Source organism: Pseudomonas sp. RIT778 (assembly GCF_019718735.1).
Lineage (GTDB): Bacteria > Pseudomonadota > Gammaproteobacteria > Pseudomonadales > Pseudomonadaceae > Aquipseudomonas > Aquipseudomonas aphyarum.
This window is the reverse complement of the sequence record NZ_JAIHBA010000054.1, coordinates 13,786-32,312: the sequence shown is the minus strand read 5'-3', so window position 1 is coordinate 32,312 and position 18,527 is coordinate 13,786. Positions and strand designations below refer to the sequence as shown.

Genomic DNA, 18,527 nt, shown 5'->3' with positions numbered 1-18,527 from the left:
GAAGCGACCCGCTCTCGAAACCTACTTAACTCATTGAATCTCAAGGAGTTTTCCGTTTCGACTGCGCCGGAAGTGGGGCGAATTATAGAGACTCAGAATCTGCCGTCAACCCTTAATTTCGCTTTTCTTTCAATAACTTGCGGATAGGCCAAAAAACACTCAATACCCTCTATATAGAAGAAGGATTCAGTACCCCTTCTATATAGAGAGAACCATCAGAGCACTCCATCCTCTTTCATCGCAGCCACCGCTCCAGCCCCAAGACCCAGCACCCGCTGCAAAACTTCCAACGTATGCTCGCCCAGCAAAGGAGGCGCATGGCGATACTCCACAGGAGTCCGCGACAGCCTGATCGGACTAGCCACCTGCGGCACCATCCCCGCCAGTGCGTGAGGCAGCTCAATCGCCAACCCGCGAGACTTCACCTGCGGATCCTCGAACACCTGCGACAGATCATTGATCGGCCCACATGGCACACCCGCCTGTTCCAGCTGAGCCACCCACTCGGAGGTCGTCTTGAAGACTGTCGCCTGGCGAATCATCGGAATCAGCACCGCACGGTTCGCCACCCGCAACTTATTAGTCGCGAAACGCGGATCGTCCGCCCACTGCGGTTGCCCCGCCACTTCGGCGAACTTGCGGAACTGCCCGTCATTGCCCACCGTGAGAATGAAGTCGCCGTCAGCCGTAGGAAAATCCTGGTACGGCACGATATTCGGATGTGCATTCCCCAGCCGCTTTGGCGCAGTGCCCGTCGTCAGGTAGTTCATCGCCTGATTGGCCAGGCATGCTACCTGCACATCCAGCAACGCCATATCGATATGCTGCCCGCCGCCATCGTGATCACGATGAGCCAGTGCTGCCAGAATCGCCACGGTCGAATACAGCCCCGTCAGGATATCCGTGAGCGCCACCCCCACCTTAACCGGTCCGGCACCTTCATCACCCTCAGGTCGCCCGGTCAGACTCATCAGCCCGCCGAGACCCTGGATCATGAAGTCATAACCCGCACGCTTGGCATACGGTCCGGTTTGACCGAAACCGGTGATCGAGCAATAGATCAGATCCGGATTGATCGCCTTCAGCGACTCGTAATCCAGGCCATAGGCCGCCAGACCACCCACCTTGAAGTTCTCGATCAGGATATCGGACTTGGCTGCAAGCTCGCGAACCAGCTTCTGACCTTCGGGACGCGTGAAGTCGATCGTCACCGATTGCTTGTTGCGGTTGGCCGACAGGTAATAAGCCGCCTCGCTGGTGTTCTCGCCGTAAGCGTCCTTCAGGAAGGGCGGCCCCCAGGCGCGAGTGTCGTCACCATTGCCCGGGCGCTCGACCTTGATCACTTCCGCCCCGAGATCGGCCAGGATCTGACCAGCCCATGGGCCGGCCAGCACTCGCGATAAATCCAGTACCCGCAGATGCGACAGCGCGCCCATGGTCGCTCTCCTATTAATAGAACGCCTGCAGGCCGGTCTGCGCACGACCGAGGATCAGCGCGTGAACGTCGTGAGTACCTTCATAGGTATTCACCACTTCCAGGTTGACCAGGTGACGGGCCACACCGAATTCATCGGAGATCCCGTTGCCGCCCAACATGTCACGCGCCATGCGGGCGATCTCGAGAGACTTGCCGCAAGAGTTACGCTTCATGATCGAAGTGATTTCAACCGCAGCGGTACCCTCATCTTTCATACGGCCCAGACGCAGGCAGCCTTGCAGCGCCAGAGTGATCTCGGTCTGCATGTCCGCCAGCTTCTTCTGGATCAACTGAGTGGCAGCCAACGGACGACCGAACTGCTGACGATCCAGGGTGTACTGGCGAGCGGTGTGCCAGCAGAACTCAGCCGCGCCCAGCGCACCCCAGGAGATGCCATAACGTGCAGAGTTGAGGCAGGTGAACGGACCTTTCAAACCACGCACGTCCGGGAAAATGTTCTCTTCCGGCACAAACACGTTGTCCATGACGATTTCGCCGGTGATCGAAGCCCGCAGACCGACCTTGCCGTGAATCGCTGGAGCGCTCAGGCCTTTCCAACCCTTCTCCAGAACGAAGCCACGGATGTCGCCCGCATCGTCCTTGGCCCAGACCACGAACACGTCGGCGATCGGGCTGTTGGTGATCCACATCTTGGCGCCGGTCAGGTTGTAGCCGCCGTCGACTTTGCGTGCACGCGTAATCATCGCGCCCGGGTCTGAACCGTGGTTCGGCTCGGTCAGACCGAAGCAGCCGATCCACTCGCCGGAAGCCAGTTTCGGCAGGTACTTCTGTTTCTGTGCTTCGGTACCGAATTCGTTGATCGGCACCATCACCAGCGAAGACTGCACGCTCATCATCGAACGGTAGCCAGAGTCGACACGCTCGACTTCACGAGCGATCAGGCCATAGCTGACATAGTTGAGGCCGCTGCCACCGTACTGCTCGGGAATGGTCGCGCCCAACAGGCCGACCTCACCCATTTCACGGAAGATCGCCGGATCGGTCTTCTCATGGCGGAAGGCTTCCAGAACGCGTGGCGCGAGGCTCTGCTGGGCGAATTGCTCGGCAGTGTCGCGGATCATGCGTTCTTCTTCAGTCAGCTGTTGATCCAGCAGCAGTGGATCGATCCAGTTGAAGCTAGCTTTACCGCCCATGAGTGAGTCCTCGCAAATCGGGTGAATTAACGTGGCATTGATCCTAGGCCCGCTTTGCCATCCCGGCAAACGAGGATTTCGCATCCTGTTGTGCTAATTTCTCACTCCGAAACGTCGCGAAATGCCGATTAAGCGATGTATTAGTGAGGTTGACGTACATGCGCCGCAAGATACCCAGCACCACCGCCCTGATCAGCTTCGAAGCCGCCGCCCGTCACGAGAGCTTTACCAAGGCCGCCGAAGAACTTTCCCTCACCCAGGGCGCCATTTGCCGACAGATCGCCAGCCTTGAGGACTTCCTCAGCGTCGAACTGTTCCGACGCTCGCGTCGCGGAGTGAAGCTGACCGAAGCGGGTCTTTCCTACAGCCGTCGAGTAGCGACCCAGCTCGATGCCGTTGAGCGTGACACCCTGTCGGTAATGGGCCAGCAAGGTACTAACGTGATCGAACTCGCCGTGGTGCCCACCTTCGGCACGCAATGGCTGTTGCCAAGACTGAAGGACTTCCAGCTCAAGCACCCGGAAGTGACGGTCAACCTGACCAACCGCACCCGCCCGTTCCTGTTTGCCGACACTGACTTCGATGCCGCCATCTACTTTGGCGATGCCGACTGGTCCGGTACCGAATCCCACAGGCTGATGGGCGAGAATCCGATGCCGGTATGCAGTCCCGCCCTGCTCGGCAACAAGTCGCATCTGACACCCGATGAAATCGCCGAACTGCCCCTGCTCCAGCAAACTACACGCCCCTACGCCTGGCGGCAGTGGTTCAACTCGCAGCACCTGAACATCCCCCGTGACATGACAGGTCCGCGCTACGAGCTATTCTCCATGCTGGCCCAGGCGGCCATGCATGACATGGGCATCGCGCTGATCCCACCGTTCCTGATTCAGCGCGAACTGACCGAGAAGCGCCTGGTGATTGCCAACCCGAACGCGCTCTCCAGCATCAAGGCGTATTACCTGATGATTCCGGAACGAAAGGTCGAATCGGCGTCACTCAAGGCTTTTCGTGACTGGCTGGTGAACCAGGCACACAGCTACAACCTAGAAGGATAAAGGCCTCCAGCGATTACTAACCCCGTAGTCAGGAAAACCAAAGCCCTACAGATATAACTATTTGTCGCAAATAGACAGACTGTATCCGAAAGTCGTACAGACGTCCCACAAGCGCCTGCCGACGTGGCTTTGCGCCCTCATTCGCGACTCATTGCGACCTATTCACGTCACCGATGAGAAAATTCTTAAAATTCATCCAGACTCCTTGAAAGGCACGGCCTGCAAGGGATTCAACTGGCCATCTGCGACATTCGGTCACGGGATGACTTGTAGTTAATTTTCCGTCACCCGTCATAATCCCTTGAAGGGCATAAACTTCGCCTGCAAAATGCCGCGCCCCGCCCTGATTTGGCGGGATCGTGCTGATCGGCCGCCCCAGTCGCACCATCCGTAGTGCATGGGTTTACTCAATAAGATCACGCAGGAGATTTGACGTGCACATTGGTGTTCCTCTCGAAACCCAGACCGGTGAAACACGGGTTGCTGCAACCCCGGAAACCATTAAAAAGCTGATCAGCCAAGGTCATAAGGTCACTGTGCAAACCGGCGCCGGCATTAAAGCCAGCGTTGTCGACAGTGCCTATGAAGCGGCAGGCGCAACCATTGGCAGTGCCAATGACGCGTTTGGCGCCGAGCTGATTCTCAAAGTGGTCGCGCCAAGCGATGCCGAACTGACGCTGATCAAGCGCGGAACGGTGCTGGTGGGCATGCTCAACCCGTTCAACAACGACACCATCGCGAAGATGGCCGAGTGCGGGATTACCGCGTTCGCCCTGGAAGCGGCGCCACGTACCTCCCGGGCCCAGAGCCTCGACGTGCTGTCGTCCCAGGCGAACATTGCCGGCTATAAGGCGGTGCTGCTGGCCGCTCACTACTATCCGCGCTTCATGCCGATGCTGATGACCGCTGCGGGCACCGTGAAAGCGGCGCGCGTGCTGATTCTGGGTGCCGGTGTGGCCGGGTTGCAGGCAATTGCCACGGCGAAACGTCTGGGTGCCGTCATCGAAGCGTCCGACGTACGTCCGGCCGTGAAGGAACAGATTGAGTCCCTCGGCGCCAAGTTCGTCGACGTGCCTTACGAGACCGATGAAGAACGCGAATGCGCGGTCGGCGTCGGTGGTTACGCACGCCCGATGCCGGCGAGCTGGATGCAGCGTCAGGCCCAGGCCGTGCACGAGCGCTCCAAGCAGGCTGACATAGTCATCACCACCGCACTGATCCCGGGCCGCAAGGCGCCGACGCTGCTGAGCGCGGACACCGTGGCGCAGATGAAACCCGGCTCGGTAGTCATCGACCTCGCTGCCGCCCAGGGTGGCAACTGCCCGCTGACCGTCGCCGATCAGGTCGTGATCGAGAACGGCGTGACCATCGTCGGCCCGACCAACCTCGCCGGTGAAGTCGCCGCAGACGCCTCGGCGCTGTACGCACGCAACCTGCTGGACTTCCTGAAGCTGGTCTTCACCAAAGAAGGCCAGTTCGAAGTGAACCTCGAAGACGACATCGTCGCCGCGTGCCTGATGTGCCGCGACGGCCAAGTCATCCGCAAAAACGCCTAAGCAGGGATTCAGACGATGGAAGAGCTTATCTCCCCCGGTATCTACAACCTGATCATCTTCGTGCTGGCGATTTATGTCGGTTACCACGTGGTCTGGAACGTTACACCCGCGCTGCACACGCCTTTGATGGCAGTGACCAACGCCATTTCGGCGATCGTGATCGTAGGCGCCATGCTCGCTGCTGCATTGACCGTCACTCCGCTGGGCAAGACCATGGGCACCCTCGCGGTGGCACTGGCCGCGGTCAACGTGTTCGGTGGCTTCCTGGTGACCCGCCGCATGCTTGAGATGTTCAAGAAGAAAGCCCCGAAAGCAAAAGAAGAGGCGCCTAAGTAATGAGCATGAACCTCGTCACGACGCTCTACCTGATCGCGTCGATCTGCTTCATCCAGGCCCTCAAGGGTCTGTCGCACCCGACCACGTCGCGCCGCGGCAACCTGTTCGGCATGCTCGGCATGGCGCTGGCAATCCTCACCACCGTCGGCCTCATCTATAAGCTGGGCGCTGAGCTGGCGACTGCTGGCATCGGTTACGTGATCGTCGGCCTGCTGATCGGCGGCACCGCCGGTTCGATAATGGCCAAACGCGTTGAAATGACCAAGATGCCGGAACTGGTTGCGTTCATGCACAGCATGATCGGCCTCGCAGCGGTGTTCATCGCCATTGCTGCCGTGGTCGAACCGCAGTCGCTGGGCATCGTCAAGCAACTGGGTGACTCGATCCCGGCGGGTAACCGTCTGGAGCTGTTCCTCGGCGCAGCCATCGGTGCGATCACCTTCTCCGGTTCGGTGATCGCCTTCGGCAAGCTGTCGGGCAAGTACAAGTTCCGTCTGTTCCAGGGCGCACCGGTACAGTTCAGCGGTCAGCACAAGCTGAACGCGGTACTGGGTCTGGCGACGCTGATCCTCGGCATCACCTTCATGCTGACCGGCAACCTCGCCGCGTTCGCACTGATGCTGGCCCTGGCGTTCGTCATGGGCGTGCTGATCATCATCCCGATCGGCGGCGCCGACATGCCGGTGGTGGTGTCGATGCTCAACAGCTATTCCGGCTGGGCGGCGGCGGGTATCGGCTTCTCGCTGAACAACTCGATGCTGATCATTGCCGGTTCGCTGGTGGGCTCGAGCGGTGCGATCCTCTCGTACATCATGTGCAAGGCGATGAACCGTTCCTTCTTTAATGTACTGCTCGGCGGTTTCGGCAATACAGCAGACGCCGGTCCTGCCGGTGAGAAGGAAGCCCGTCCGGTGAAATCCGGTTCGGCTGACGACGCGACCTTCCTGCTGACCAACGCTGACACCGTAATCATCGTTCCGGGTTACGGCCTGGCGGTGGCTCGCGCGCAGCATGCCTTGAAAGAGCTGACCGAGAAGCTGACCCACCATGGTGTGACCGTGAAGTACGCGATCCACCCGGTGGCCGGTCGGATGCCCGGGCACATGAACGTACTGCTGGCCGAGGCCGAAGTGCCGTACGACCAGGTGTTCGAGATGGAAGACATCAACTCCGAGTTCGGTCAGGCCGATGTGGTGCTGGTGCTCGGTGCCAACGACGTGGTCAACCCGGCCGCCAAGAACGATCCGAAATCGCCGATTGCCGGCATGCCGATCCTCGAAGCGTTCAAGGCCAAGACCATCATCGTCAACAAGCGCTCGATGGCCAGCGGCTATGCCGGTCTGGACAACGAACTGTTCTACCTGGACAAGACCATGATGGTCTTCGGCGACGCGAAAAAAGTCATCGAAGACATGGTCAAAGCGGTCGAGTAACCCTCGCCGGCAACACCGAACGCCCCGACTTGTCGGGGCGTTTTTGTTTGCGCAAACCGTCGGACAATTTGCCGCGTTGTTGCAGATCCGGTAACGGTGTTTTACTTGAAACCCGCTAAATAGACGCCTCGTTTGCGACCTTGGTAGCGGGACAGGCGCTCGCGAAATTCACTAGACTGCGCATCCTGCTACTCGCTGCCCGAGAAAATAATCCATGTACCGTGACCGTATTCGCCTGCCTTCGTTGTTGGATAAAGTGATGAGCGCCGCCGACGCCGCTGCGCTGATTGAGGACGGCATGACCGTCGGCATGAGCGGCTTCACCCGCGCCGGCGAAGCCAAGGCCGTGCCCCATGCGCTGGCCGAGCGAGCCAAGGTCACGCCGCTGAAGATCAGCCTGATGACCGGCGCCAGCCTGGGCAACGACCTCGACAAGCAACTGACCGAAGCCGGCGTGCTGTCGCGGCGTATGCCGTTCCAGGTCGACAGCACCCTGCGCAAGGCGATCAACGCCGGCGAAGTGATGTTCATCGACCAGCACCTGTCGGAAACCGTCGAGCAACTGCGCAACCAGCAGCTGAAGCTGCCGGACATCGCCGTGATCGAAGCCGTGGCCATCACCGAACAGGGCCACATCGTGCCGACCACTTCGGTGGGTAACTCGGCGAGCTTCGCTATCTTCGCCAAACACGTGATCGTCGAGATCAATCTGGCACACAACGCCAACCTCGAAGGTCTGCACGACATCTATATCCCGACCTATCGCCCGACCCGCACGCCGATTCCGCTGGTAAAGGTCGACGACCGCATCGGCAGCACCGCGATCCCGATCCCGCCGGAGAAGATTGTCGCCATCGTCATCACCCAGCAGTCGGACTCGCCGTCCACCGTGTCGTCGCCGGATGTCGATACCAAAGCCATCGCCGATCACCTGATCACCTTCCTCAAGCAGGAAGTCGATGCCGGGCGCATGACCAACAAGCTCGGCCCGTTGCAGGCCGGGATCGGCAACATTGCCAACGCGGTGATGTGCGGGCTGATCGATTCGCCGTTCGAAGACCTGACCATGTACTCCGAAGTGCTGCAGGACTCGACCTTTGACCTGATCGACGCCGGCAAGCTGAGCTTCGCCTCGGGCAGCTCGATCACCCTGTCGGAGCGGCGCAACAGCGACGTGTTCGGCAACCTGGAGAAGTACAAGGACAAGCTGGTACTGCGTCCCCAGGAAATCTCCAACCACCCGGAAGTGGTGCGGCGCCTGGGCATCATCGGCATCAACACGGCCCTGGAGTTCGACATCTATGGCAACGTCAACTCCACCCACGTCTGCGGCACGCGGATGATGAACGGCATCGGCGGCTCGGGCGACTTCGCGCGCAACGCACACCTGGCGGTGTTCGTGACCAAGTCGATCGCCAAGGGCGGTGCGATTTCCAGCGTGGTGCCAATGGTCAGCCACGTCGACCATACCGAGCATGACGTCGACATCCTGGTGACCGAGGTGGGCCTGGCCGACCTGCGCGGCCTGGCGCCACGCGAGCGCGCCCGGGTCATCATCGATAACTGTGTGCACCCGGATTTCCGCCAGGCGCTGAACGACTACTTCGACAAAGCCTGCGCCATTGGCGGCCACACCCCGCATATCCTGCGTGACGCCCTGAGCTGGCACATCAATCTGGAAGAAACCGGACGCATGCTGGCGGTGTAATCCGCACAGATTTCCCGTTGGTGCAAACACAGTTTCGCCAGCGGGATTCTGAAAACCTCTGCAACCGTCAAAAACTGTACTGCTGTACCGGTCTTTTCCTACGGCTTTTGCCTACTCGAACCATCGAATTGGGTAAAAATGCACCAAATAAGCGCAGACAGGTACAGTTTGCGCAATTTTGACCCGTACACCCCCTATAAACAGTTAACTGGTCACTCACAATACAGGTGAACTGTATCTAGAGAGTCTGGCCAAACGAGAGGATCATGGGCACCAGTTAAACCACTACCTAATCCCGCCACAAGCGGAAGGATGTCAACCATGGAACGTACACTCAGTTCCGAACTGTTCTTCGAAGACAAAGCTGTAAACACCCAGGCTTCCCTGCCTCTGCGCGTTATCGCCAACCTGATGCTTTGGCAGCGCCGCATCTCCAGCCGCCATCAACTGGCTCGTCTGGATTCGCGTCTGCTGGCTGACGCCGGGATTAGCGAAGCACAACGCTACGAAGAGCTGAGCAAGCCGTTCTGGCGCTAAGCAGCGTCGCTGGCTCTGGTCGCTAGACCCACCGCCAGCAACCCGAATTGAACACACAAGACCCGTCGCGGGAAACCGCGACGGGTCTTGTCGTTTCAGGGCAGAAAAACCTGAATACCCAGCCTGAAACACCAGACAGGTACAGTTTCTTTAAATAGATTAATGACAAGTACAGTTACGCAAAATGTGTTCAGGCCAGCATCCTGACCACTGTGCGAACTCGCAACGGAGGCCTAAGATCCATGCAGAACGTGGCGAATGCTGTGCGACTGGCGTCTGACCTTCAGACACCGAGCCACCTCTCAATACGGTTTATCCACAGGAGTTCTCCCATGTCCCGTCTTCGTCTGCTCAGCGCCGCCGCCCTGCTGGCCGTAGCTGCCAACGCCAGCGCCACTAGCTTCATCGTTACCACCGACGCCGTTGTTGGCGCGCTCAAGTCCTCTTCCGATGCCACCTCCGACGTCACCTCGTCCTTCCGTGACGACAAGATCGTGCTCGCTGCCCGTGACGACGCTGCCAGCTTCGTGGCCAGCGAAGGCGAAATCCGTGGCGTGAAACTGGAGAGCGCACTGGATCACATCCGTCATCAGGCTCCACAACTGAACGCGACCGACGCACAGCTGGCCCAGGCCATTCTGACGATCTAAGCGACAGAGGCATCGCGGGACACGCCGGTCGTGTCCCGATGTTTCGGCGCTGGCTCTAGTCCGGGCATTGCGCTAGCCTTGGGACTCGCCAACAGCTGCCGAGTCCCATGCGTTTTCTTTCAAATCTGCTTATCCCCTCTGTACTGATCACCGCCTGCTGGGTTCCTCTGGCAGACGCCTTCGATGTATCCACGCAGAACACCGTGGTCAGCGTCTGGGCCACCGGCATGGTGTCTTCCGCGCCGTTCGACCGTAAACTGATCATCGCCGCGCACGACGATGCCGCAGCGTTCGTTGCCAGTGACGGCCAGATGCGCGGCGCACAGCTCGAATCCGCCCTGCATTACCTGCGCAAGAGCCGGCCAAAACTTCATGTCAGCGACCTTGAACTGGCACAGGCAATTCTCGTCCAATAGTCATCCCTGTCTTTTCGGAGTCGTTCCATGCGTAGCCCGCTGATTGCTGCCGCCCTTGGCCTGCTGTTGTTGGCCGATATGGCCCAGGCACACACCCTGGTAGCCACCAGTAACATCATCGTCCGCGCTTCCCAGCGCACCATCGATTTCACTTCCGACACCACCACGTCGATTCGCGATTCGAAAATCATCCGCGAAGCCCACGACGACGCTGCCAGTTTCGTGGCCAGCGACGGTGATATCCGTGGTGCAAACCTGGAAGCCGCCTTCAACACCTTGCGCACCCGCGTGCCGGAAGCTCGCGACGCCAGTGATCAGGTACTCGCCGAAGCCATCCTCGCACTGTGAAGTCACTCGGCGCCTGGCTGCTGGCCGGGGCGCTGTTGCTGCTTGGCAACAGCGCCCACGCCGGCCTGCAATTGCGGCTCAAGACCGACGGTCTGAGCCCCGCCCAACAACAGGCCAGCCAGGCACTGCTCGATGAAGCCATGCAGGCGTTGCCGCCGAGCTTCATCGAACGCCTGGACCGGCGCATCGATGTCGGCTGGACCGACGACATGCCCGGCAACGCCTACGGCCAAGCGACACTCGTCTCCGAGCTGGATCTGAACCGCAAACTGCTCGCCAGCCTCACCGACGGCAGTGCGGCGAAACAAAAAACCAATCGCCCCCACGGCACCGTTCGCCGGGAACTGCTGGCCACGGTGCTGCACGAAATCACCCATATTTACGATCGCGCGCGCTTGTGGCCGGCGGCCGAACGCACGCTGATCCAGCGCTGTACCCGACGCAACAACAGCGCCGGGCTGATCGGCATTCCCGATGAATGCCGCGGCCAGAACGGTCGGCGCTTCACCCTCAGCGATGATCCACGCCTGCTCGACCTCGCCGGCTGGCAGCAATACGTCGGCCGTCGTGGCGAACGTGAACAGCACAACCGGCAGATCGCCCGCAGTCCCGACCTCTACGAAATCTCCAGTCCGAAGGAGTTTGTCGCGGTCAACATGGAGTATTTCCTCCTCGATCCGAGTTACGCCTGCCGTCGCCCGGCGCTGTATCGCTATTACCAGGAACACTTCGGCTGGGCACCGCCCGCGAAAGATGAGTGCGCCAAAACCTTCGCCTTCCTCAATGCCGGCAACGACTTTGCCAAACAGCCCCTGGGCCATGTCGATCCGGAGCGCGTGTACGCGGTGGATTACCTGTTAGCCGAAGCCAACCAGAACTGGGTCAGCCGTTGGGGCCACAGTATGTTGCGTCTGGTGATCTGTGCACCGGGCCGGCCACGCGGTCCGGACTGCCGACTGGATCTTGATCAGCATCTGGTGCTGTCGTACCGCGCCTTCGTCGGTGACGTACAGCTGTCGAGCTGGGACGGACTGGTCGGCAAGTACCCGTCACGACTGTTCGTGTTGCCGCTGGCGCAGGTGATCGACGAATACACCAAAACCGAACTGCGCAGCCTGGCGTCGGTGCCGCTGAATCTCTCGCGCAGCGAAATCGAGGGCGTGGTCGAACACGCCGCCGAAATGCACTGGAGCTACGACGGCAATTACTTCTTCCTCTCCAACAACTGTGCGGTGGAAGGACTGAAGCTGTTGCGCAGCGGCAGCAACAACGCCCGGCTCACCGGCCTGGACAGCATCATGCCCAATGGCTTGCTGGAAGTGCTGAAGGGGCGAGGCCTGGCCGACACCAGCGTGCTCGATGATCCGAAAGAGGCGTTGCGCCTGGGTTATCGCTTCGACTCGTTCCGTGATCGTTATCAAGCGATGTTCGATGTGTTGAAGAAGCAATTGCCGATCAAGCAGACAACCGTGGAAGAATGGCTTTCGCTGTCTGCCGAAGAGCGTCGCCCGTGGTTCGAACGGGCCGACCTGCGCACCAGCGCCGCGCTGTTGTTGCTGGAGCAAGCCAGTTTCCGCCGCCAACTGTTGCTCGCTCAGGATGAGGTCAAGCAACGCTACCTCGGCGCCCGGGAGCTGGAGAACGGTGGCATGGACAAGGCCAACGCGACCTTGCAACAGATCCTCGCCAACAGCGGCTTCCTCAGCCGGCCGGCAGAGTTGCTCGACTCCCGAGGTTACGGCCTGCCGCAACCAAGCGAGTTCAGCAGGCTTGAAGCCGAAAGCAGTCAGCGCCAGAAACAGTTGCTGGCACTCACCGGCGATCTGGATAAAGAAGTGCGCGCGCTGCTGGAGCCAAGGCGAGCAGCCGAGATTGCGGCCAGCGAGGCCAACGTGAAGCAGATCGGCGAGCATCTGCGCAAACTGCACAAAGCCTCGGGCGGACTGGAGCTGCCCTGAAAAACAACGACCCTGAAAACAAAAGACCGCAGCCTGTGAAGATTGCGGTCTTTTTTATTGCCTGACGATCAGTACAGAACGCCATCCAGCACTTCGTAAACGACCCCGCTACCCACCGCGATCAGCACGATGTCACCACCGGCACGACGCCATTCATAACCCGGGTAATACGGCAGACGACTCAACGCCCGGTTATCCAGCCGCTCGCCGTAATAGCCGTGGGGCAGCGGCCGGCCACGTACCAGATGGATGCCTGGAGGTGGCGGTGCACCGCGAACGAAGTAGCCATGATTGTCGCGGATCACCTGACGCACCGGGCCGAAATCCCGAGGCGGCGGGCCGCCGCGATGGTTGCTTTGCCAATCATGGTGATCGCCACCGCGATTGTCGTAGTGGCCCTGTTGCGGGCCGCCGTGGTCGTGATCGTCGCGCGGATCGGCGCTGGCCAGCAGCGGCGTCGCGCTGATCATCAGCACGCCCAGACTGGCAATCAGACGTTTCGGCATTTTCATCGGGTCTTTCCTCACTGCACTGACAGCAAAAAGGGATTCAGAACGTGGTTCTGAATCCCTCGGTCTTGCTCAATTAGTCTGTGCCGCGAGGCCCTAATTCCTCTGTATCAGGAACTTTACCTTCAGCTGACGCGAGCCTTACGCACGCCTTCGGACAGCGCCGAGCACAGGCTCAGCACGCCGTCGATGGCCTGGTCCGGCGTGGTCGCATTGGCGATGTGATCGATCAGCGCCGAACCCACCACCACACCGTCGGCCAGACGCGCGATGGACGCCGCCTGCTCCGGCGTGCGGATACCAAAACCGATGCTGATCGGCAGGTCGGTATGCCGACGCAGACGCGCCACCGCTTCTTCGACGTGTTCCAGCGTCGCCGCACCGGCACCGGTCACACCGGCAACCGACACGTAGTAAACGAAGCCGGAGCTGCCGTTCAACACTTTTGGCAGACGCGCATCATCGGTGGTCGGGGTGGTCAGGCGGATGAAGTCGATGCCCGCTGCCTGGGCCGGGTCGCACAGCTCCGAGTTGTGCTCCGGTGGCATGTCGACCACGATCAGGCCATCAACGCCGGCCTCTTTGGCTTCGGCGATGAAGCGCTCGACGCCGAACTTGTGGATCGGGTTGAAGTAACCCATCAGCACCAGCGGCGTGTCGCTGTTGTCCTTGCGGAACTCGCGGACCATTTGCAGGGTTTTGATCAGGTTCTGCTTGGCGCCAAGGGCACGGATGTTCGCCAGCTGAATCGCCGGGCCGTCGGCCATCGGGTCGGTGAACGGCATGCCCAGTTCGATCACGTCGGCACCGGCTTTCGGCAGGCCTTTGAGGATTGCCAGCGAGGTGTCGTAGTCCGGATCACCGGCGGTAACGAAGGTCACCAGGGCGGCGCGATTCTGTTCTTTGAGTTCGGCAAAGCGGGTTTGCAGGCGGCTCATCAGTGTTTCTCCTGCTTCGATTGCTCTTGTTGAGAGTGTTCCATGTGGTGCATGACGGTCTGCATGTCTTTGTCGCCGCGACCGGAAAGGTTGACCACCATCAGGTGATCCTTCGGCAGTTTCGGTGCACGTTTGAATACTTCGGCCAAGGCATGGGCGCTTTCCAGTGCCGGGATGATCCCTTCCAGACGGCAGCACTGGTGGAACGCAGCGAGGGCTTCGTCGTCGGTCACCGAGGTGTACTGGACGCGACCAATGTCATGCAACCACGCGTGCTCGGGGCCGATGCCCGGATAGTCGAGGCCGGCGGAAATCGAGTGGGCGTCGATGATCTGGCCATCGTCGTCCTGCAGCAGGAAGGTACGGTTGCCGTGCAGCACACCCGGTACGCCGCCGTTGAGGCTGGCCGCGTGTTTGCCGGTCTCGATACCGTAACCGGCGGCTTCGACGCCGATGATTTCCACGCTCTTGTCGTCGAGGAACGGGTGGAACAGGCCCATGGCGTTGGAGCCGCCGCCGATGCACGCCACCAGGCTGTCCGGCAGGCGACCTTCCTGAGCTTGCAACTGATCGCGGGTTTCCTTGCCGATTACGGCCTGGAAGTCGCGAACCATGGCTGGATAGGGGTGCGGACCGGCCACGGTGCCGATCAGGTAGAAGGTGCTGTCGACGTTGGTCACCCAGTCACGCAGCGCTTCGTTCATCGCGTCTTTCAGGGTGCCGGTGCCGGCGACCACCGGGATCACTTCGGCGCCCAGCAGCTTCATGCGGAACACGTTGGCCTGCTGACGTTCGATGTCGGTGGTGCCCATGTAGATCACGCAGTCCAGACCGAAACGCGCGGCCACGGTAGCGGTAGCCACGCCGTGCATGCCGGCGCCGGTCTCGGCGATGATGCGTTTCTTGCCCATGCGCCGCGCCAGCAGGATCTGGCCGATGCAGTTGTTGATCTTGTGCGCGCCGGTGTGGTTCAGCTCTTCGCGCTTGAGGTAGATCTTGGCACCACCGCAGAACTCGGTCAGGCGCTCGGCGAAATACAGCGGGCTCGGACGTCCGACGTAGTCGCGCTGGAAGTAGGCCAATTCCTCTTTGAACGCCGGATCTTCCTTGGCCGCTTCGTATTCACGAGCCAGGTCGAGGATCAACGGCATCAGGGTTTCGGCAACGTAACGGCCTCCGAACGAGCCAAACAGGCCGTTGGCGTCAGGGCCGTTACGCAGATCGGAGGTGTTCGAAGTCTGGGTCATGGTTCGCTCCAGCGGATTTCACGAGAAGACAATGGCGTTCACTCTACCCCTGACCTTCCAGACTGAAAACCGATAAGATCGCCACAACCTGTCAGGAAAACTCACAGATATCATGAGCCATGACCTCCCCCCGCTGAACGCCCTGCGCGCCTTCGAAGCCACCGCCCGCCTGAACAGTGTCAGCCAGGCTGCGGAGCAACTGCACGTCACCCACGGCGCGGTCAGCCGCCAGCTCAAGGTGCTGGAAGAGCACCTCGGCGTCAGTCTTTTCGTCAAGGACGGTCGTGGCCTGAAACTCACAGATGCCGGCATCCGTCTGCGCGATGCCAGCGGCGAGGCGTTCGACCGCTTGCGCAGCGTTTGCGCCGAACTGACCCAAAGCACCGCCGATGCGCCGTTCGTACTCGGTTGCTCAGGTAGCTTGCTGGCGCGCTGGTTCATTCCGCGATTGGGGCGCTTGAACGCCGATCTTCCGGATTTGCGTCTGCACTTGTCCGCCGGTGAAGGCGATCTCGACCCGCGTCGCCCGGGGCTGGATGCATTGCTGCTGTTCGCCGAACCGCCATGGCCGGCAGACATGCAAGTTTACGAGCTGGCCAGCGAGCGCATCGGCCCGGTCATGAGCCCGCTGTTCAGCGGCTACCAGCGCCTGCAATCGGCACCGCCAATCGCCCTGCTCGACGAACCCTTGCTGCACACGACTTCACGCCCGCAAGCCTGGCCGAGCTGGGCGCAACAAAGCGGCCTCGACGCCAAGGCGTTGAAGCTGGGGCAGGGTTTCGAGCATTTGTATTACTTGCTGGAAGCGGCCGTCGCCGGGTTGGGCGTGGCGATCGCGCCGGAACCGCTGGTGACCGAAGACTTGAAGGCCGGACGCCTGGTCGCGCCGTGGGGTTTCAGCGAAACCCCGGCGCAACTGGCGTTGTGGCTACCCAAGCGCGCCGCGGACGGGCGCGCCCGGCAATTGGCGCAGTGGCTCAGGAACGAGCTGCGCCAGGCGGATCACTCGCCGCGCTTGAACAGCAAGTAAGCGGCCAGCAGACCCAGCGCACCGACCGCCACACCGGCGGTCGTCCACGGATGTTCCTGCGCGTAATCGCGGGTGGCGATTCCGGTCTCGCGGGTTTTGACTTTGACTTCTTCGTAGGCATCGCTGAGCAGGCTGCGCGAGTGTTTCAGCGCGCTTTCAGCGTTGTTCTTGAGCGCCTTGAGGGTCTTGCGCGACTCGTCCGAAGCGTCGTCCTTCAGGCTTTCCAACGACTTGAGCAGACTCTCGATCTCCGCTTCCATGCTTTGCAACGAGGCTTTGCGTAACGAGGTGTTGGCCATGGTGGCTCTCCTGCATTGGTGATGAGTGGCGTGTGTTGGTTGGGACTTCAGCGTTTCTGGAAAGTGCAGAAAATCTGAACTTCCTCTCGCCCGGATCGCCGAAATCAACACGGCAAATCGCTGCTAGGCTCAATTGCACACTTCAAGGAGAACACCATGAGTGACCATCACACCTACAAGAAAGTCGAGCTGGTCGGTTCGTCCACCAGCAGCATCGAAGACGCCATCAACAATGCGTTGGCCGAGGCCAACAAGAGCATCAAGCATCTGGAATGGTTTGAAGTGACCGAAACCCGCGGCCACATCAAGGATGGCAAGGCGGCGCACTTTCAAGTGACCCTGAAAGTCGGGTTCCGGATAGCCAGCAGCTGAGTTTGGTCTACGCTTCTGAACTTGCGCGCTGGCCGAGTGCCATAGGAATGGCAATGCGCTACGAGGTGAGTGCATCGAGCGAACGGCTCGATGCCTGCCTTTTTTAATCCGACCAGGGAGTGCGACCGATGAAGAAGTTCATGTTGGCGGTAGGTTTGTTGAGCCTTGCGGGTGGTGCGTTTGCTGCCGGCAAGCCTTGTGAAGAACTGAAGGCTGAAATCGCGGCCAAGCTGGATGCCAAGGGCGTTTCCGGGTATTCGCTGGAGATTGTCGACAAGGGTGCGGCCAGTGGCGGCAAAGTCGTCGGCACCTGCGAAGGCGGCGCCAAAGAGATCGTCTACACCCGCGGCTGATCACGCCGGAAAAACAAAAGCCGACGCAATGCGTCGGCTTTTTTGTTCGCGGCGATCGGGCTCAGCCCTTCATGACCTGCGCCAGCAGCTCGTAGGAATGCAGGCGATCGGCGTGTTCGTACAGGTCGCACGTGAAGATCAGTTCGTCAGCCTGGGTCTGTTCGATCAGCACTTCGAGTTTCGCGCGAATTTTCTGCGGACTGCCGACCATCGCCAGACCGAGGAAATCCCCCACCGCCTCACGCTCGTGGGGCAACCACAGGCCGTCCATGGTTTTCACCGGTGGACGCTGCACCAGACTTTGCCCACGCATCAGCGCGAGGATTCGCTGGTACACCGAGGTCGCCAGGTAATCGGCCTGCTCATCGGTGTCAGCGGCCACCAGCGGCACGCCGAGCATTACGTACGGTTTATCAAGCACCGCCGATGGCTTGAAGTGATTGCGGTAGACGCGGATCGCCTCATGCATGAAGCGCGGTGCGAAATGCGAGGCAAAGGCGTAGGGCAAACCGCGCTCACCGGCCAGTTGCGCACTGAACAGACTGGAACCGAGCAACCAGATCGGCACATTGGTACCGGTGCCCGGCATCGCGATCACGCGCTGATCCGGGGTGCGCGGGCCGAGGAAACGCACCAGCTCAGCCACGTCTTCCGGGAAGTCATCGGCACTGCCGGAGCGCTCACGGCGCAGGGCGCGGGCGGTCATCTGATCGGAACCCGGCGCACGACCCAGACCGAGGTCGATCCGCCCCGGATACAGGCTTTCAAGGGTGCCGAACTGCTCGGCAATCACCAGCGGCGCGTGGTTGGGCAGCATCACGCCACCGGAGCCGACCCGGATGGTCGACGTGCCGCCGGCCAGATAGCCCAGCAACACCGAGGTGGCAGAACTGGCGATGCCGTCCATGTTGTGGTGCTCGGCAACCCAGAACCGGGTGTAGCCGAACTTCTCGACGTGCTGCGCCAGATCCAGCGAGTTGCGCAGCGACTGCGCCGGGCTGCCGTTCTCGCGCACCGGCACCAGATCGAGGGTGGAAAACTTTACGTCGGACAGTTGCTTCATAAACCTGCATCTCCGATTGAGGGCGCAGGTGTGTTCTTGGCGAACGCAAACCTGCCCAATTCATAAGCGTATTCTGTGCAATGAG

Annotated in this window: 20 protein-coding genes; 13 read left to right on the top strand and 7 right to left on the bottom strand. The window is 60.4% G+C overall.

The window, feature by feature from the left end; translation table 11 throughout:
• Window positions 1–215: 215 nt before the first annotated feature.
• Window positions 216–1,436 (bottom strand): CaiB/BaiF CoA-transferase family protein, encoded by a 1,221-nt coding sequence (locus tag K5E37_RS28095; protein WP_221535709.1) that lies wholly within the window; start codon window positions 1,434–1,436, stop codon window positions 216–218.
• Window positions 1,437–1,449: 13 nt separating this feature from the next.
• Window positions 1,450–2,631: an acyl-CoA dehydrogenase gene (locus K5E37_RS28090; protein WP_221535708.1), complete on the bottom strand. Its 1,182-nt coding sequence runs from the start codon at window positions 2,629–2,631 to the stop codon at window positions 1,450–1,452.
• 158 nt (window positions 2,632–2,789) lie between these two features.
• On the opposite strand from K5E37_RS28090, the gene K5E37_RS28085 reads away from it, so the two are divergent.
• From K5E37_RS28085 to K5E37_RS28040, 10 genes are all read left to right on the top strand, one after another.
• Window positions 2,790–3,689, top strand: a complete 900-nt coding sequence (locus K5E37_RS28085) for a LysR family transcriptional regulator (protein WP_221535707.1) — start codon at window positions 2,790–2,792, stop codon at window positions 3,687–3,689.
• Window positions 3,690–4,123: 434 nt separating this feature from the next.
• Complete coding sequence (locus tag K5E37_RS28080) at window positions 4,124–5,245, top strand: Re/Si-specific NAD(P)(+) transhydrogenase subunit alpha (RefSeq protein WP_221535706.1); 1,122 nt, start codon at window positions 4,124–4,126, stop codon at window positions 5,243–5,245.
• 15 nt (window positions 5,246–5,260) lie between these two features.
• Window positions 5,261–5,581 (top strand): NAD(P) transhydrogenase subunit alpha, encoded by a 321-nt coding sequence (locus K5E37_RS28075; RefSeq protein ID WP_003220416.1) that lies wholly within the window; start codon window positions 5,261–5,263, stop codon window positions 5,579–5,581.
• Window positions 5,581–7,014, top strand: a complete 1,434-nt coding sequence (locus K5E37_RS28070; RefSeq protein WP_085606447.1) for an NAD(P)(+) transhydrogenase (Re/Si-specific) subunit beta — start codon at window positions 5,581–5,583, stop codon at window positions 7,012–7,014. Before K5E37_RS28075 ends, K5E37_RS28070 begins: the two co-directional genes overlap by 1 nt.
• A 214-nt stretch (window positions 7,015–7,228) precedes the next feature.
• A complete protein-coding gene (locus K5E37_RS28065; protein ID WP_064592552.1) occupies window positions 7,229–8,722 on the top strand; it encodes an acetyl-CoA hydrolase/transferase family protein in 1,494 nt (497 codons plus the stop codon).
• Between the two features lie 321 nt (window positions 8,723–9,043).
• Window positions 9,044–9,259 carry a DUF1127 domain-containing protein gene (locus tag K5E37_RS28060; RefSeq protein WP_007911656.1) on the top strand — a complete coding sequence of 72 codons (216 nt, stop codon included), beginning with the start codon at window positions 9,044–9,046 and terminating at the stop codon, window positions 9,257–9,259.
• Between the two features lie 332 nt (window positions 9,260–9,591).
• Window positions 9,592–9,909: a DUF2388 domain-containing protein gene (locus K5E37_RS28055; protein WP_007953908.1), complete on the top strand. Its 318-nt coding sequence runs from the start codon at window positions 9,592–9,594 to the stop codon at window positions 9,907–9,909.
• Window positions 9,910–10,016: 107 nt separating this feature from the next.
• Window positions 10,017–10,325 (top strand): DUF2388 domain-containing protein, encoded by a 309-nt coding sequence (locus tag K5E37_RS28050; RefSeq protein ID WP_179693106.1) that lies wholly within the window; start codon window positions 10,017–10,019, stop codon window positions 10,323–10,325.
• Between the two features lie 27 nt (window positions 10,326–10,352).
• The gene (locus K5E37_RS28045) at window positions 10,353–10,673 is read left to right on the top strand and encodes a DUF2388 domain-containing protein (protein ID WP_007953910.1); all 321 of its coding nucleotides are present in this window, start codon (window positions 10,353–10,355) and stop codon (window positions 10,671–10,673) included.
• Window positions 10,670–12,631 (top strand): DUF4105 domain-containing protein, encoded by a 1,962-nt coding sequence (locus tag K5E37_RS28040; protein WP_221535705.1) that lies wholly within the window; start codon window positions 10,670–10,672, stop codon window positions 12,629–12,631. Before K5E37_RS28045 ends, K5E37_RS28040 begins: the two co-directional genes overlap by 4 nt.
• Before the next feature lie 68 nt (window positions 12,632–12,699).
• Here K5E37_RS28040 and K5E37_RS28035 read toward each other — a convergent pair whose 3' ends face one another.
• The 3 genes from K5E37_RS28035 to trpB form a co-directional block, all read right to left on the bottom strand.
• Complete coding sequence (locus K5E37_RS28035; RefSeq protein WP_007953914.1) at window positions 12,700–13,143, bottom strand: anti-virulence regulator CigR family protein; 444 nt, start codon at window positions 13,141–13,143, stop codon at window positions 12,700–12,702.
• A 122-nt stretch (window positions 13,144–13,265) separates the two neighbouring features.
• Complete coding sequence (gene trpA / locus K5E37_RS28030; protein ID WP_007953915.1) at window positions 13,266–14,078, bottom strand: tryptophan synthase subunit alpha; 813 nt, start codon at window positions 14,076–14,078, stop codon at window positions 13,266–13,268.
• Window positions 14,078–15,325 carry a tryptophan synthase subunit beta gene (gene trpB, locus K5E37_RS28025; RefSeq protein WP_064379337.1) on the bottom strand — a complete coding sequence of 416 codons (1,248 nt, stop codon included), beginning with the start codon at window positions 15,323–15,325 and terminating at the stop codon, window positions 14,078–14,080. The genes trpA and trpB overlap by 1 nt, the downstream gene beginning before the upstream one ends.
• Window positions 15,326–15,437: 112 nt before the next feature.
• Between trpB and K5E37_RS28020 the strand changes: the two genes are divergently transcribed.
• On the top strand, window positions 15,438–16,355 hold the full coding sequence (locus K5E37_RS28020; protein WP_085748066.1) for a LysR family transcriptional regulator: 918 nt from the start codon (window positions 15,438–15,440) through the stop codon (window positions 16,353–16,355).
• Here K5E37_RS28020 and K5E37_RS28015 read toward each other — a convergent pair.
• Window positions 16,328–16,654 (bottom strand): YqjD family protein, encoded by a 327-nt coding sequence (locus tag K5E37_RS28015; protein WP_221535704.1) that lies wholly within the window; start codon window positions 16,652–16,654, stop codon window positions 16,328–16,330. The two genes, K5E37_RS28020 and K5E37_RS28015, sit on opposite strands and share 28 nt — an antisense overlap.
• Window positions 16,655–16,810: 156 nt before the next feature.
• Here K5E37_RS28015 and K5E37_RS28010 point away from each other — a divergent pair, with 156 nt between their 5' ends.
• Both K5E37_RS28010 and K5E37_RS28005 read left to right on the top strand, forming a co-directional pair.
• Window positions 16,811–17,026 carry a dodecin gene (locus K5E37_RS28010; protein ID WP_007953919.1) on the top strand — a complete coding sequence of 72 codons (216 nt, stop codon included), beginning with the start codon at window positions 16,811–16,813 and terminating at the stop codon, window positions 17,024–17,026.
• A gap of 128 nt (window positions 17,027–17,154) precedes the next feature.
• Window positions 17,155–17,379, top strand: a complete 225-nt coding sequence (locus K5E37_RS28005; protein WP_085748065.1) for a DUF1161 domain-containing protein — start codon at window positions 17,155–17,157, stop codon at window positions 17,377–17,379.
• A 61-nt stretch (window positions 17,380–17,440) separates the two neighbouring features.
• Here K5E37_RS28005 and K5E37_RS28000 read toward each other — a convergent pair whose 3' ends face one another.
• Entirely contained in the window at window positions 17,441–18,442 is a 1,002-nt protein-coding gene (locus K5E37_RS28000) for an LLM class flavin-dependent oxidoreductase (protein ID WP_065260633.1), read from the bottom strand.
• Between the last annotated feature and the right edge of the window lie 85 nt (window positions 18,443–18,527).

Excerpts from the sequence above, each read along its gene's own strand:
- K5E37_RS28070 (WP_085606447.1), top strand. The coding sequence starts at position 5,581 with ATGAGCATGAACCTCGTCACGACGCTCTACCTGATCGCGTCGATCTGC.
- trpA (WP_007953915.1), bottom strand. The coding sequence starts at position 14,078 with ATGAGCCGCCTGCAAACCCGCTTTGCCGAACTCAAAGAACAGAATCGC.
- K5E37_RS28020 (WP_085748066.1), top strand. The coding sequence starts at position 15,438 with ATGAGCCATGACCTCCCCCCGCTGAACGCCCTGCGCGCCTTCGAAGCC.
- K5E37_RS28095 (WP_221535709.1), bottom strand. The coding sequence starts at position 1,436 with ATGGGCGCGCTGTCGCATCTGCGGGTACTGGATTTATCGCGAGTGCTG.
- K5E37_RS28050 (WP_179693106.1), top strand. The coding sequence starts at position 10,017 with ATGCGTTTTCTTTCAAATCTGCTTATCCCCTCTGTACTGATCACCGCC.
- K5E37_RS28015 (WP_221535704.1), bottom strand. The coding sequence starts at position 16,654 with ATGGCCAACACCTCGTTACGCAAAGCCTCGTTGCAAAGCATGGAAGCG.
- K5E37_RS28060 (WP_007911656.1), top strand. The coding sequence starts at position 9,044 with ATGGAACGTACACTCAGTTCCGAACTGTTCTTCGAAGACAAAGCTGTA.
- K5E37_RS28055 (WP_007953908.1), top strand. The coding sequence starts at position 9,592 with ATGTCCCGTCTTCGTCTGCTCAGCGCCGCCGCCCTGCTGGCCGTAGCT.
- K5E37_RS28065 (WP_064592552.1), top strand. The coding sequence starts at position 7,229 with ATGTACCGTGACCGTATTCGCCTGCCTTCGTTGTTGGATAAAGTGATG.
- K5E37_RS28085 (WP_221535707.1), top strand. The coding sequence starts at position 2,790 with ATGCGCCGCAAGATACCCAGCACCACCGCCCTGATCAGCTTCGAAGCC.
- K5E37_RS28000 (WP_065260633.1), bottom strand. The coding sequence starts at position 18,442 with ATGAAGCAACTGTCCGACGTAAAGTTTTCCACCCTCGATCTGGTGCCG.
- K5E37_RS28090 (WP_221535708.1), bottom strand. The coding sequence starts at position 2,631 with ATGGGCGGTAAAGCTAGCTTCAACTGGATCGATCCACTGCTGCTGGAT.
- K5E37_RS28075 (WP_003220416.1), top strand. The coding sequence starts at position 5,261 with ATGGAAGAGCTTATCTCCCCCGGTATCTACAACCTGATCATCTTCGTG.
- trpB (WP_064379337.1), bottom strand. The coding sequence starts at position 15,325 with ATGACCCAGACTTCGAACACCTCCGATCTGCGTAACGGCCCTGACGCC.
- K5E37_RS28045 (WP_007953910.1), top strand. The coding sequence starts at position 10,353 with ATGCGTAGCCCGCTGATTGCTGCCGCCCTTGGCCTGCTGTTGTTGGCC.
- K5E37_RS28010 (WP_007953919.1), top strand. The coding sequence starts at position 16,811 with ATGAGTGACCATCACACCTACAAGAAAGTCGAGCTGGTCGGTTCGTCC.
- K5E37_RS28035 (WP_007953914.1), bottom strand. The coding sequence starts at position 13,143 with ATGAAAATGCCGAAACGTCTGATTGCCAGTCTGGGCGTGCTGATGATC.
- K5E37_RS28005 (WP_085748065.1), top strand. The coding sequence starts at position 17,155 with ATGAAGAAGTTCATGTTGGCGGTAGGTTTGTTGAGCCTTGCGGGTGGT.